The sequence below is a fragment of the Chromobacterium sp. S0633 genome, from assembly GCF_024158805.1.
In the GTDB taxonomy this organism is placed as follows: Bacteria; Pseudomonadota; Gammaproteobacteria; order Burkholderiales; family Chromobacteriaceae; genus Chromobacterium.
The window spans coordinates 232,228-244,325 of sequence record NZ_JAMZGH010000003.1; the positions used below are offsets into that span (position 1 = coordinate 232,228).

Consider the following 12,098-nt stretch of genomic DNA (forward strand, 5'->3'; position numbering starts at 1 on the left):
GCTGCATATCGGTGTGGGCGGCGCGATGTTGGGCGTTGGCGCGGCGGCGGGAGCGACGACGACGGCTTGGCCGGCGTCGAGAAAAACCGAAGCCAAACCCGCGCCGGTGTCGGTGATGGTGGCGGAGGCGCAGCGACTGGAGCGTCTGCGCGTGCTGGTGAAGCAGCATGCGATCCAATGCCATTGCTCGCTGTGCCTGGGGCTGGGCGCCGCCGAAGCGAATGGCGGAAGAGAACAGGAGTCGAACCTGCCCGGGACCGCTGGCGGCCCCATCTGATTTTGAAGACCAGCCGCCCCACCGGGGACGCGTCTCTTCCTGCGAGCGAGCGGGCTCTTGGCCCGATGGCGTCCGGGCGACGCCAGCGCGCATTATATCGCGGAATCGGAATCGGGATCGGAATCCGTTCACGATCGGTCGCGCGGCAAGGAGACGGGGAAAGGGCCTTGAGCACCGCTTTGAAACGAGGATGAGCGGCTAGTGCGATCCGCTTCCTCCGCCTCTGCCGGCCTGCCTTGTCTTGCTGGCGAGAGGGTGAACCGGCGATAAGTTAATTTTATGCCTGATAAATAAAATGAATGTCTTGGCCTCGCCTCATGCCGTTAGAATGGAGAGCCCCGCCGAACGCGCCGCAAGAGCGTCGGGGCATTCCGTCTACCGAGAATAAAGGAAATCAGCATGAAGCACGTTCTGTCCCTGTTTATCCAGCTTTGCCATGTCGCCGGCCGTCCGGGGCTGCGTCGCGGCAAGTAAAGCATGGCCGGCGACGCCGGCGGAGCCAAGAAAAAGCGGCCCAAGGGGCCGCTTTTTCATTGCGCGCGGCGCGCCGCCCTGGCGGCGGGTCGCGGCTACTGTCCCATGGGACTGGTCTGGATGCGGGCGGATGGCGTTTTGTTGGACGGCTTGATATATTGGCCGTAAATATTTTAATGGCATTTTTGTTCTAATTAGATTCAATTATTTTGCTTGTGAAATCAAAGTTCAAATGTCATGAGTCCGGCGCGTGAAGCCGCCGGGCCAAGGACGCGGGATGAGCAGGGTTGGGAGCTTGGCATGGGGAAGAGCGGGAAGGCGGTCTTGAGCGGAGTGGCGCTGGCGTGTTGCGTGGCCGCGCTTCATGCCGCGCCGGGGCCTGTGGTGTTGACGGTGTCGGGCAAGATCAGCCAGTTCACCAATAAAGAAAAGAATGTGTACGAGTTCCGTGAGCAGGACTTGCAGAGCTTGCGTCAGCATTCGGTGGTGACCCGGACCACCTGGACGCCGCAATCGGTGTTCAGCGGGCCGCTGATGCGGGACATTCTGGCCAAGGTGGGCGCCAGCGGCCAGAAGGTCAAGCTGCGGGCCCTGAACGATTACGTGTACTGGATAGACCGCCGCGAGTTCTACGACTTCGACGTGGTGTTGGCGCGCTCGGTCAACAACAAGCCTTTGGACATCACCAACCGCGGTCCCTTATGGCTGATGTATCCGCTGGATCAAATGCCGGAGGACAAGAAAGGGCCGGTGATGGACGCCAAGCTGGTGTGGCAGATCAACCGCCTGGTGGTGTTCTGATGCCGGCCGGCCAGGAGGGCTCGGGACGAGCGGTGAACAAGTCGATGCTGTCCGGCTGGAAGGGCATCCCGGCGCTGGCCTTGCTCGGCTTTTTGCTGTTGGGCATCGGCGTTTACATGGCGATCGAGCGTTATGTGCCGGCGCGCAGCTTTGAGGGGCGCAGCGAGGATTTGTACTGGTCGGTGGCGCAGATGCAGCTTGAGCTGGAGAAAGCGCGCGCCGACTTATTGCGTTTGAAGGCGGGGGAAGTTCCCGAGTCGCAGGTGCAATTCCGGCTGGCGGTGGCCAACAGCCGTTTCCTGGATTTCGTTACGCCGTCCAAGATGCAGGAGATGCTGAGCCGCGTCGATGGTTTCAAAGGCACAGCCAGCCTGCTGCAGGATTTCTTCGAGGACGAAAACATCCTGCATCCCAGTGTCCGGAGCGCGCAGCAGAACATAGACCGCATCGACAGCATCCGGCCGTCGCTGGCGGAGTTCGCGGTCCAGGCGCGCGTGGCCGAGGTGTCTTCGCGCGACGCGCGCAACAAGGACTTGCGGCACAACCAGCAATTGGTCGCCTCGCTGTGGTTTGCGCTGGGCGGCATCTGCATGGTGATTTTCGTGCTGCTGTACCGCTATCAGGGCGCGCGTCGCGACGCCGCCGCGCGCCAGCAGCTGCTGGAGCAGGAGCGGGCGGCGCACAAGGCCACGGTGAACGCGGAGCTGGACCGCACCACCTTCCTCGCCACGCTGAGCCACGAGATCCGCTCGCCGCTGCAGACCATGCAGGTGTGCGTGGAGTTGATCGAGCCGGACATCGATCCGGCCGGCAAGGCCGCCAAGGCGGTGGGACGCTTGAAAACCTGCATGGCGCATCTGATGACCCAGGTGCGCGACATCATGGACATCTCCGCGATCAAGAATATGCAGTTCCGGCTGCATATCGGCGATGTGGACGTGGCGGCGACCTTGAACGAGGTGATCGACGTGCATCGCGCGCAGTTGGACGGCAAGGGCCTGGGCCTGCATGTGCGGCTGGGCGAATTGCCTGAGACGGTGAAACTGGACGGCGACCGCTTGCGGCAGATCGTCGGCAATCTGCTGACCAACGCCATCCGCTACACCGATCACGGCACGGTCACGGTGGAGGCCGGCGTGGACAGCGCCGACGGTCGCAATATCCTGGATATCCGCGTGATAGACACCGGCATCGGCGTGCCGGAGGAGTTTCAATCGCGCATCTTCCAGCCGTTTTTCCAGGGGCACGCGCGCCGAGTGGGCAGCAGCGGGCTGGGCCTGGCGGTGGTCAAGGAACTGGTGTCCTTGCTGGGCGGGGAGCTGGAGCTGAAGAGCGTGGTGGGCGTGGGCTCCGAGTTCATCGTCCGCTTGCCCATCGTGGTGCCGGATCAGCCGCCGGGGCCGGAACGTTCGGTGCTGGTGGTGGACGACGACAAGAATATCCGAGAGCCGTTTTCCGATTGCCTGCAAATGAACGGCTACGCGGTGTCCACCGCCAGCTCGGTGGCGGAAGCCTGTCAGAAGCTGCAACAAGCCAGCTTCAACGTGGTCTTGCTGGACATGCAGCTGGGCAATGAGAGCGGTTATTCGGTGGCGGAGGCGCTGAAGCGCAGCGTGCGTCACCGCGGCGTGAAAATCATCGCGATGACCGCTTACCCGGAGGAATACGCCGATCCGCGCGCCGCCTGGTTCGCCGCGCGGCTGGAGAAGCCTTTCGATATCAGCCGGTTGCGCGCGGTGTTGGGCCGGGCGCTGGAATCGCCGTCCGGCCCTGGACACGCAGGTTAGTCGAACAGCCGCGCCTCGCGCAGCAAATGCCTGTCCCCCAGGCGGCGGGTGAAGCCGCAGCGGTCGAAATACTCCAGGATTTGAATCGCCAGCTTGCGGCCGCAGCCCAGTTGGTCGCGGAAGTTGGCGGCGTCGGCATAGCCGGCGTCCTGATTCAGGCTGTGCACGATGGCCGCCATGCCGCGGATCGCCGCGCTGGAGAAATAGCGGTCCCGCACCACGGCGTGGACATGGCCCAGCCTCGCGGCTTTGCGCAGCACGGCGCGCGCCGTGTCCTCCTCCACGCCGGCCGCCGCGGCCAAATCCCGCACCCAATGCGGCTGTCCCTGATCGGTGAAAGCCGGTTCCAAACGCCGCCACAGCGCGGTCTCTTCCGCGTCGAAAGCCAGCACGTGGCCGGGCAGATGCAGCCAGCCGCGGGTATTGGCCAGCCTTCCCTCCGCCAGCAATTGATCGATCATCAAATTGACCGCGGCCTCGCTTTCCTGCGGCAGCGCCAGCCGGCGCGCGCGGCCGCGGCTGGCGCCCAGCTGGTCCGGCTGCTGGAGATGCAGCGCCGCCAGCCGTTCCAGCAGCTGTCCTTGCAACTCCGCCCAGTGTTCCGGCGCGTAAGCGTGCTGGCCGGCGGTGAGCAGCGGGGCGGCGCGCAGCAGCTCCGCCAGCCCGGCTTCGCTCAATTGCCGGTCCCAGGCGAGATCGGGCAGGGAAAGTGCCTGTCGGCTCAGGCGCAGCCGCAGGTTCTGGACGTTGTCGCTTCCGGCTGCGGCCAGAGCGCGCAGATGGGCCAGCCGTTCGTCTTGGCGCTTGCCGCGCGTAGGCGGCTGCCGTTCCAGCACCGTGGCGCAGGCCAGGGTGTGCTGCGCGCCGGCGTCGCGCAGGATCAGCTTGTCGCCGTCGGCCAGGTGCAGCGGCCGGTCCAGGCTCAGTTCAGCCAGTCCCTCGTCGCCGGGATGGAGTTGCTGACGTTCCAGCAGGGCCACCCGGCCGGTGCAGTGGCTGGCGGCGTGATGGAGATGGACGGCCTGCCAGTGGCGCAAAGTGGCGTGAGCGGCCGGGGCCAGGCGCAAGCGCACGCTGACGCGGGCGGCCGGCGCCGGCGCCGCTTGCTCCAGCAGCCAGTCGCCGCGTTGAATCTGTCGTTTGTCGATGTCGCCGACCAGGTTGAGCGCAATGCGCTGGCCGGCCTGGCCTTGCCGCGCCGGCTGGTTTTGCACGTGCAGGCCGCGCACGCGGACGGCGACGTCCTTGCCGCTCAGCCATAGGGCGTCGCCCACGTTCACGCGGCCGCCCCAGGCGGTGCCGGTCACCACCAGGCCGGCGCCGCCTATGGTGAAGGCGCGGTCTATCGCCAGGCGGAAGCGGCGTTCGGTTCCGGCGGCTTGGTCGCGCAGTTGCAGCAGATGCCGCCGCAAAACGTCGACGCCGGCGCCGCTGCGCGCGGAAACCGGCAGCAGCGCAGCCGCGCGCAGGCCGTGTTCGGCCAGCGCCCGCCGCGCCTCGTCCATGACGCCTTCCAGCGCTTCCGGGCCGGCCAGGTCGCTTTTGCTGATGGCCACGGTCAGGCTGTCCAGTTGCAGCAATTGCAGGATGGCCAGGTGTTCTCGGGTTTGCGGCATCACGCCGTCGTCGGCGGCGATCACCAGCAGCGCGTGGCGCACGCCGCCGACGCCGGCCAGCATATTGCTCAGGAAACGCTCATGGCCGGGCACGTCGATGAAGCCGATCGCGCCGCCCTCGGGCGTCGGCAGATAGGCATAGCCCAGGTCTATGGTCATGCCGCGCTTTTTTTCTTCCGGCAGGCGGTCGGCGTCGGTGCCGGTCAGGGCGTGAAGCAGGGCGGTCTTGCCGTGGTCTACGTGTCCGGCGGTGGCGATAATCATGGCGGGCGAAGCGGCAGGGGTAAAAGGCCAAGTATCGCCAGAAACGGCGGACTTGGCCATGGGCTGGGCTCAGCGGGCGGGCGAGGGGTCCGGCAGATAATGGCCGGCGGGGTCGATGTGGGCGAGCACGTCCAGCACCGGGTGCCGTTCCAGCACGCGGTGGCGCGCGGCTTCCGAGATGGCGTGGGCCTGTTCCACGCTGATGGCGCCGTCCACTTCCAGGTGCACGTCCACCTGGATCAGGTCGCCCATCTTGCGGGTGCGCAGATCGTGCACGCCGTGAATGCCCGGAGTGCTCAGCAGGGTCTGGCGGATGGCGGCGACGGCGTCGTCGTCGGCGGCGCGGTCCATCAGATCGTGCATCGCGTCCCAGCCGAAGCGCCAGCCCATGCGGGCGACCAGCAGGCCCACCAGCAGGGCGGCCACCGGGTCCAGCAGCGGATAGCCCATCAGGTTGCCGATGATGCCCAGCGCCACCACCAGCGAGGAGGCCGCGTCGGAGCGCGCGTGCCAGGCATTGGCCACCAGCATGCTGGAGCGCACGCGCTTAGCCACCGCCAGCATGTAGCGGAACAGCGCCTCCTTGACCGCCAAGGCCAGCAGCGCCACCCACAGGGCGACGGCGTGGACGGTGGGAATGGAGGCGGGGTCGTGGAATTTCGCGGCGGCGCTGTACAGCATGCCCAGGCCGACGCCCAGCAAGAGCAGGCCCAGGATCAGCGAGGCGGCGTTCTCGTAACGGTGATGGCCGTAGTGGTGATCGTTGTCCGGCGCTTTATGGCTGTGTTTGCCGGCCAGCAAGACCACGAAGTCGGCGATCAGGTCGGACAGCGAGTGCAGGCCGTCGGCGATCAAGGCGGAGGAGTGCGCCAGCGCGCCCACCACGATCTGGGTGGTGGAGAGGATCAGGTTGACCGCGACGCTGACCAGCGTGCTGACGCGGCCGGCGCGGCGTTTCTCTACGCTGTCGCCGTCGATGGCGTGATGAGTGTGGGCCATGGCAGTGCAGTCCGGCAGTGGGTGGGATGCCCTGATTATCGCACAAAGGCTATTAATTTTAAAAAATTGATTGTTTTTATTAATGAGAATGAGAACAAGAATGAACCTCAGCCGCGGCGGGGACGCCTTGTGACACAATTGGGGTTTTCCGGGGACGGGGAGGGGAATGGCTTTATTGCTGAAAAGCGCCTTGGGCGCGCTGGCGGTGCTGTTGATCAGCGTGTTGGCCAGGTCCAGGAATTACTATATCGCCGGCCTGGTGCCGCTGTTCCCCACTTTTGCGTTGATCGCGCACTATATTGTCGGCAGCGAGCGCGGCGCGGCCGAGCTGAAAACCACCTTGCTGTTCGGCATGGCTTCGCTGCTGCCTTATTTCATCTATTTGCTGGCCCTGTATTGGCTGATAGACCGCTGGCGGCTGGGCGCGGCCTTGCTGGGCGCGGCGGCGTGCTGGGCCGCGGCCGCCGGCGTCTTGATCTGGCTATGGACGCGCCAATGAGGCCAGATTGGCGATGAAGCCGGCTTCGTCCTCCAGACAGCGCAGGTCCAGCCACAGCCTGCCGTCGGCCAGCCGGCCGATCACCGGCTGCGGCAGCGCGCGCAGCGCTTCGGCCAGCCGTTCCAGCGTGCCGCCCCGGCCGTCGGCCGGCGAAACCGCCAGTGCCCAGCTGGGCAGCCGGTCCACCGGCAGTGAGCCGCTGCCGATCTGGGACAGGCAGGCGGCGCCTTCCACCAGGTAGTCCGTTCCCAGCGCCGCGCTCAGCGGAGCGAGCAAGCGCTCGGCGCTGGCGCGCATCGCCGCTTGCGGGCGGCTCAGCCGGCGCAGCGTCGGCAGCGTGTCGGCCAGCCGGTCCGGTTCCAGATAAAGCCGCAGCGTGGCTTCCAGCGCCGCCAGCGTCATCTTGTCGCAGCGCAGCGCGCGTTTGAGCGGGTGCTGCTGAATCTTGTCTATCCATTCGCGCTTGCCGATGATCAGGCCGGCCTGCGGGCCGCCCAGCAGCTTGTCGCCGGAGAAGCTGACCAGGTCAACGCCGGCGGCGATCATCTGTTGCGGCATAGGCTCGTGCGGCAGGCCGTAGGCGGCCAGGTCGATCAGCGCGCCGGAGCCCAGGTCGGTGGCCACCGGCAGGCCGCGTTCGCGAGCCAGTTCCGCCAGTTCCGCCTCCGCCACGCTGCTGGCGAAGCCCTGAATCGCGTAATTGCTGGTGTGGACCTTGAGCAGGAGGCCGGTTTCCGCGGTGACGGCGTTGCGATAGTCTTTCAGATGGGTGCGGTTGGTGGCGCCCACTTCCACCAGCCGGCAGCCGGCCTGACGCATCACGTCCGGCATGCGGAAGGCGCCGCCGATCTCCACCATCTCGCCGCGGGACAGGATCACCTCGCGGCCGGCGGCGACGGTGGACAGCATGATGAGCACCGCGGCCGCGTTGTTGTTGACCACGCAGGCGGCTTCGGCGCCGGTGAGTTCGCGCAGCAGCTCGCTGACCGCCTGGTCGCGGTGGCCGCGGCCGGCGCCTTGCAGATCGAATTCCAGCGTGGCGGCTTCGCGCATCGCCGCGGCGACGGCTTCCACCGCGGCCTCGGCCATCGGCGCGCGGCCCAGATTGGTGTGCAATACGGTGCCGGACAGATTGAACACCGGCCGCATCCGCATGCGTTGCCGTTCGGCGACCCGGTCGCCGACGGCGGCGGCCAGGCTGTCGTCGCTGTCGGCCCAGGCGGGCAGCGCCTGTTGTTCGCGTATGGTCCGGCGCGCCTGCTCCAGCGTCTGGCGCACGGCCTCGGCCAGCGCGGCGTTGCCGTGGCGGCCCAGCAGGCGGGCCAGACGCTCGTGGCCCAGCAGGCGGTCAACGGAGGGCAGGCGGGTGTACAGGTTCTTCAGGTCCATGGAAGCTTCCGGCGCAAGGTCAGATTCCTTCATTTTACCCGCTTACGCTCGAGCGCTGCCGGCTGCGTATAATGCCTGGATGCAGACACATCAAACGCCTCCCTTCGCCGGCCTGACGCCGGACGCCATTCTCGACGCCGTGGACAGCCTTGGCCTTTACAGCTCCGGCAGCCTGCTGGCGCTGAACAGCTATGAGAACCGGGTTTACCAGATCGGCATCGACGACGCCGCGCCGCTGGTGGCCAAGTTTTACCGGCCGGAGCGCTGGAGCGATGAGCAGATTCTGGAGGAACACGCGTTTTCGCTGCAATTGGCGGAGCGCGAGATTCCGGTGGTGCCGCCGCTGGCCTTCAAGGGCGCCACCTTGCATCATCACGGCGGTTTCCGTTTTGCTTTGTTTCCGCGTCGCGGCGGCCGGGTGCCGGAGTTGGGCGACGCGCGCACGCTGGAATGGACAGGCCGCTTTCTGGGCCGCATCCACGCTTTGGGCCGGGTGGAGGATTACGCGCGGCGGCCGGCTTTGGACGCGGACAGCTTCGGCCGCGAGCCGGCGGACTATCTATTGCGGCACGCGGACTTGCCGCCGGAACTGCGCGAAGTCTTCCGCGGCGTGCTGGAGCAGGCGCTGGCCGGCGTCGACCGCGCTTACCAGCGCGCCGGCGCGGTGAGCGCGCTGCGGCTGCACGGCGATTGCCATGTCGGGAATATGCTGTGGACCGACGACGGCCCGCATTTCGTCGACTTCGACGACAGCCGCATGGGGCCGGCGGTGCAGGATTTGTGGATGCTGTTGTCCGGCAGCCGCGAGGAGCAGTCGGCGCAACTGGCCGAGGTGCTGGCCGGCTACGAGGATTTTTGCGAGTTCGATCTGCGCGAGCTGCATCTGCTGGAGGCGCTGCGCACCTTGCGCTTGATCCATTACAGCGCCTGGCTGGCGCGGCGCTGGCACGATCCGGCCTTCCCGGCCGCCTTCCCCTGGTTCAACAGCCAGCGTTACTGGGAGGAGCAGATACTGACGCTGCGCGAACAGATTGCGCTGCTGGACGAGCCGCCGCTGTGGTCTGCCTGAGCGTGCGGTTCAGCCGGTGCTGGCTTCCTTGCTTTGCTGCATCCTTTCCTTGACCCAGCTTTCGAAGTGGGGCGCGTCCATCGGCTTGGCGATGAAATAACCCTGGCCCATCAAGCAGCCGCGGTTGCCCATGAAGTCCAGATCGGTGGTGGTTTCTATGCCTTCGGCCACCGTGGTCAGCTGCATGCGCTGGGCCAATTCGATCACGCTGTTGAGCACCGCCTCCAGATGAGGCTTGGTGGACACCGAGGTGACCAGCGACTGGTCGATTTTCAGTTCGGTGAACGGGAAACGGGTCAGTTGCTGCAAGGTGGCGAAGCCGGTGCCGAAGTCGTCGATGGACAGGCCCAGGCCGCCCAGGCGCAGCCGGGCGGCGATGCCGATGGCTTCGGCCAGATTGTCGGCGATGGCGGTTTCCGTCACTTCGAAAATGATGAAGCGCGGCGGCACATGGGTGCTGAGCAGCCGTTGTTCGATTTGCTGGGTCAGGTTGTCACCCTTGAGCGACAGCGCCGACAGATTGACCGACAGCGGCAGCCGCAGGCCGCGGCGCGCCCATTCCTGCCATTGCTTCAGGCCCTGGTCCAGCATGCTCAGCGTCAGTTCGGTGGCCCAGCCGCTGGCCTCCACCACCGGGATGAAACGGGCGGGGGAGACGATGCCGAGTTCCGGGTGCTGCCAGCGCGCCAGCATTTCCGCGCCCTTGAGCAGGCCGCCGTTGAGGGTGACCTTGGGCTGGTAGTAGGGAATGATCTCGCCCTTGTCCAGCGCTTCGCGCACTTCCACCTCGCTGAACAGTTCGGCGTGATGGTCGTCGCCGCCCTTGGGCGTCCACACCCGTTTGAGCAGGTCCAGCAGCTCGGGCTGGCGCAGCGGCTTCTTTAGGCCGCCGAGCACCGGCAGACCCAGTTCCCGCCCCATCAGCTCCACGGTGGAGATCAGCAGGTAATCCTTGCTGGAGGTGACCACCAGCGGCGCGCCCAGGCCTTCTTTGGCCATGTGCTGCATCACTTGCACGCCGTCCAGCTTGGGCATTTCCAAATCCAGTAGGATCAGGCTGGGAAGCTGCTCGCGCATCCGCTCCAGGCCTTCCTCGCCGTTGGCGGCCTGGCGGATCTGCTGCGCGCCCAGGCCTTGGCAGATCTCGCAGCCGTGCTGACGCTGCAAGGTGCTGTCGTCGATGATCAGGACGTCCTGGATATCCAGTTGCATGGTGTTTCCTCGTTCAACGGCAAATCGCCTTGGCGATGGTGTCCAGCGGCATCACTTCGTCGGCCGCGCCCAGGCGGATCGCCTCCTTGGGCATGCCGAAGACCACGCAGCTTTCCTCGTCCTGGGCGATGGTCTTGGCGCCGCAGTCGTGCATTTCCTTCAAGCCCTTGGCGCCGTCGTCGCCCATGCCGGTCATGATGATGCCCAGCGCGTTCTTGCCGGCGAACTTGGCGGCGGAGCGGAACAGCACGTCCACCGAGGGCTTGTGGCGGCTGACCAGCGGGCCGTCCACCACCTCCACCAGATAAAAAGCGCCGCTGCGCTTGATCATCATGTGCTTGCCACCGGGGGCGATCAGCGCGCGGCCCGGCAGGATGCGGTCGCCGTTGCTCGCTTCCTTGACTTCGATCTGGGACAGGCTGTCCAGCCGCTCGGCGAAGGAGCGGGTGAATTTTTCCGGCATGTGCTGGACGATGGCGAGGCCGGGGCAGGTGCGCGGTAGCGCGGTGAGCACGGTTTCCAGCGCCTGGGTGCCGCCGGTGGAGGTGCCCACGGCGATGATGCGTTCGGTGGTGGCGAACATATTGCCGCCGGTGGGCGCGGACAGGATGGCGTCGGCGGACAGCTTGGGCCGGGTCTCCAGCGGGTTGGACGCCGGCGCGGCGCCGCCGGGCGCGGAGCCGCCGGCCGAGGGCATCACCCGCACCCGGTTCATCCGGGCGGCGGCGGCGCTGCGCACCGCGTGCACCAGCTGATTGGCGCTTTCCTCCAGGAAGCCCTTGACCCCGGCCATGGGCTTGGCGATCACCTCCACCGCGCCGGCGGCCATCGCCTGCATGCTGATGTCGGTGCCTTTCTGCGTCAGCGAGGAGCAGATCACCACCGGCGTGGGCCGGCTGGCCATCAGCTGCTTGAGAAAGGTGATGCCGTCCATGCGCGGCATCTCGATGTCCAGCACGATGACGTCCGGCCATTGCTGCTTCATTTTTTCCATCGCGGCGATGGGGTCGGTGGCCACATCCATCACCGTCATGCCGGTTGCCTGGCTGAAAACCTGGCTCAGCACCTGGCGAACCACTGCAGAGTCGTCCACGATCAGCACTTTGATAGTCATGCCCGAGTCCTTGCCTTATGGTGTGCGGAAATCCTGCTCATGTCCGCGTCCTGCGTCTGTTTTACCCACACATCGCCCGTGGCCAGGTCGAACATCACCAACCGCGGGCTGTTGCCGCCCAAATCCTCCGCCTGCACCGATAGTCCGAGCTGCTTGACCAACTGGTAGGCCATGTCGATATTGCGCGAGGGCACGTCGTGCGGCTGATCGCGCTCGACGCCGGCCAGCACCGCGGCGCCGCCCACCAGCTTGGCGTGGAATTCCTGCAAGGGCAGGCCGGAGGCCAACACCTCGTGCAGCATCAGCAGCATGGCTTCGTCGCCGTAGCGGCCGGACAGCGCCGTCGGTCTGCGGTCGGTGCGCCGCGCCAGCAGGTAGTGGCACATGCCGCCGATCTTAGCCTTGGGGTGCCACAGCGTGATCGAGACGCAGGAGCCGAGCAGCGTGCGGATCTTGTGGTGCTTGTCGCCGAAGTACCAATCGCCGGGATGCAGGAATATATCGACTTCTTGTTTTGTCATTGCCAGGGCCTTTGCGCCGAAAGTCGGCCAAGCGACCGGTTCATTCGTTTCAATGTAGAACAGTTGCCGCGCCGTT

Annotated in this window: 10 protein-coding genes and 1 tRNA gene; 4 read left to right on the plus strand and 7 right to left on the minus strand. The window is 66.1% G+C overall.

The window, feature by feature from the left end; all coding sequences use genetic code 11:
• Positions 1-222 precede the first annotated feature (222 nt).
• Positions 223-317, minus strand: a tRNA-Sec gene (locus NK214_RS03215).
• 734 nt (positions 318-1,051) lie between these two features.
• Between NK214_RS03215 and NK214_RS03220 the strand changes: the two genes are divergently transcribed.
• Positions 1,052-1,552: an oxidoreductase gene (locus tag NK214_RS03220; protein ID WP_107800504.1), complete on the plus strand. Its 501-nt coding sequence runs from the start codon at positions 1,052-1,054 to the stop codon at positions 1,550-1,552.
• 32 nt (positions 1,553-1,584) lie between these two features.
• Positions 1,585-3,339 (plus strand): HAMP domain-containing sensor histidine kinase, encoded by a 1,755-nt coding sequence (locus NK214_RS03225; protein ID WP_158274333.1) that lies wholly within the window; start codon positions 1,585-1,587, stop codon positions 3,337-3,339.
• Here NK214_RS03225 and selB read toward each other — a convergent pair.
• Both selB and NK214_RS03235 read right to left on the minus strand, forming a co-directional pair.
• Entirely contained in the window at positions 3,336-5,219 is a 1,884-nt protein-coding gene (gene selB, locus NK214_RS03230) for a selenocysteine-specific translation elongation factor (RefSeq protein WP_253313741.1), read from the minus strand. The genes NK214_RS03225 and selB overlap by 4 nt on opposite strands.
• Before the next feature lie 69 nt (positions 5,220-5,288).
• Entirely contained in the window at positions 5,289-6,218 is a 930-nt protein-coding gene (locus tag NK214_RS03235; protein WP_253313742.1) for a cation diffusion facilitator family transporter, read from the minus strand.
• A gap of 166 nt (positions 6,219-6,384) precedes the next feature.
• Here NK214_RS03235 and NK214_RS03240 point away from each other — a divergent pair, with 166 nt between their 5' ends.
• Positions 6,385-6,717, plus strand: coding sequence for a GlpM family protein (locus tag NK214_RS03240; RefSeq protein WP_107800500.1), 333 nt, complete (start codon positions 6,385-6,387; stop codon positions 6,715-6,717).
• Here NK214_RS03240 and selA read toward each other — a convergent pair.
• Positions 6,700-8,106, minus strand: coding sequence for an L-seryl-tRNA(Sec) selenium transferase (gene selA / locus NK214_RS03245; RefSeq protein ID WP_107800499.1), 1,407 nt, complete (start codon positions 8,104-8,106; stop codon positions 6,700-6,702). The two genes, NK214_RS03240 and selA, sit on opposite strands and share 18 nt — an antisense overlap.
• Positions 8,107-8,185: 79 nt before the next feature.
• Between selA and NK214_RS03250 the strand changes: the two genes are divergently transcribed.
• Positions 8,186-9,175, plus strand: a complete 990-nt coding sequence (locus tag NK214_RS03250; protein ID WP_253313743.1) for a serine/threonine protein kinase — start codon at positions 8,186-8,188, stop codon at positions 9,173-9,175.
• Between the two features lie 9 nt (positions 9,176-9,184).
• Here the strand turns inward: NK214_RS03250 and NK214_RS03255 are convergent, their stop codons facing one another.
• Genes NK214_RS03255 through NK214_RS03265 form a run of 3 tightly spaced genes read right to left on the minus strand, consistent with a single transcriptional unit; the run spans position 9,185 to position 12,022 of the window.
• Positions 9,185-10,387 carry an EAL domain-containing protein gene (locus tag NK214_RS03255; protein WP_253313744.1) on the minus strand — a complete coding sequence of 401 codons (1,203 nt, stop codon included), beginning with the start codon at positions 10,385-10,387 and terminating at the stop codon, positions 9,185-9,187.
• Positions 10,388-10,400: 13 nt separating this feature from the next.
• Positions 10,401-11,501, minus strand: a complete 1,101-nt coding sequence (locus NK214_RS03260; RefSeq protein ID WP_107800497.1) for a chemotaxis response regulator protein-glutamate methylesterase — start codon at positions 11,499-11,501, stop codon at positions 10,401-10,403.
• Complete coding sequence (locus tag NK214_RS03265) at positions 11,498-12,022, minus strand: chemotaxis protein CheD (RefSeq protein WP_107800496.1); 525 nt, start codon at positions 12,020-12,022, stop codon at positions 11,498-11,500. Before NK214_RS03265 ends, NK214_RS03260 begins: the two co-directional genes overlap by 4 nt.
• Between the last annotated feature and the right edge of the window lie 76 nt (positions 12,023-12,098).

Coding starts and splice junctions, on each gene's coding strand:
- NK214_RS03220 (WP_107800504.1), top strand. CDS start 1,052: ATGGGGAAGAGCGGGAAGGCGGTCTTGAGCGGAGTGGCGCTGGCGTGT.
- selB (WP_253313741.1), bottom strand. CDS start 5,219: ATGATTATCGCCACCGCCGGACACGTAGACCACGGCAAGACCGCCCTG.
- NK214_RS03235 (WP_253313742.1), bottom strand. CDS start 6,218: ATGGCCCACACTCATCACGCCATCGACGGCGACAGCGTAGAGAAACGC.
- NK214_RS03240 (WP_107800500.1), top strand. CDS start 6,385: ATGGCTTTATTGCTGAAAAGCGCCTTGGGCGCGCTGGCGGTGCTGTTG.
- selA (WP_107800499.1), bottom strand. CDS start 8,106: ATGGACCTGAAGAACCTGTACACCCGCCTGCCCTCCGTTGACCGCCTG.
- NK214_RS03250 (WP_253313743.1), top strand. CDS start 8,186: ATGCAGACACATCAAACGCCTCCCTTCGCCGGCCTGACGCCGGACGCC.
- NK214_RS03255 (WP_253313744.1), bottom strand. CDS start 10,387: ATGCAACTGGATATCCAGGACGTCCTGATCATCGACGACAGCACCTTG.
- NK214_RS03260 (WP_107800497.1), bottom strand. CDS start 11,501: ATGACTATCAAAGTGCTGATCGTGGACGACTCTGCAGTGGTTCGCCAG.
- NK214_RS03265 (WP_107800496.1), bottom strand. CDS start 12,022: ATGACAAAACAAGAAGTCGATATATTCCTGCATCCCGGCGATTGGTAC.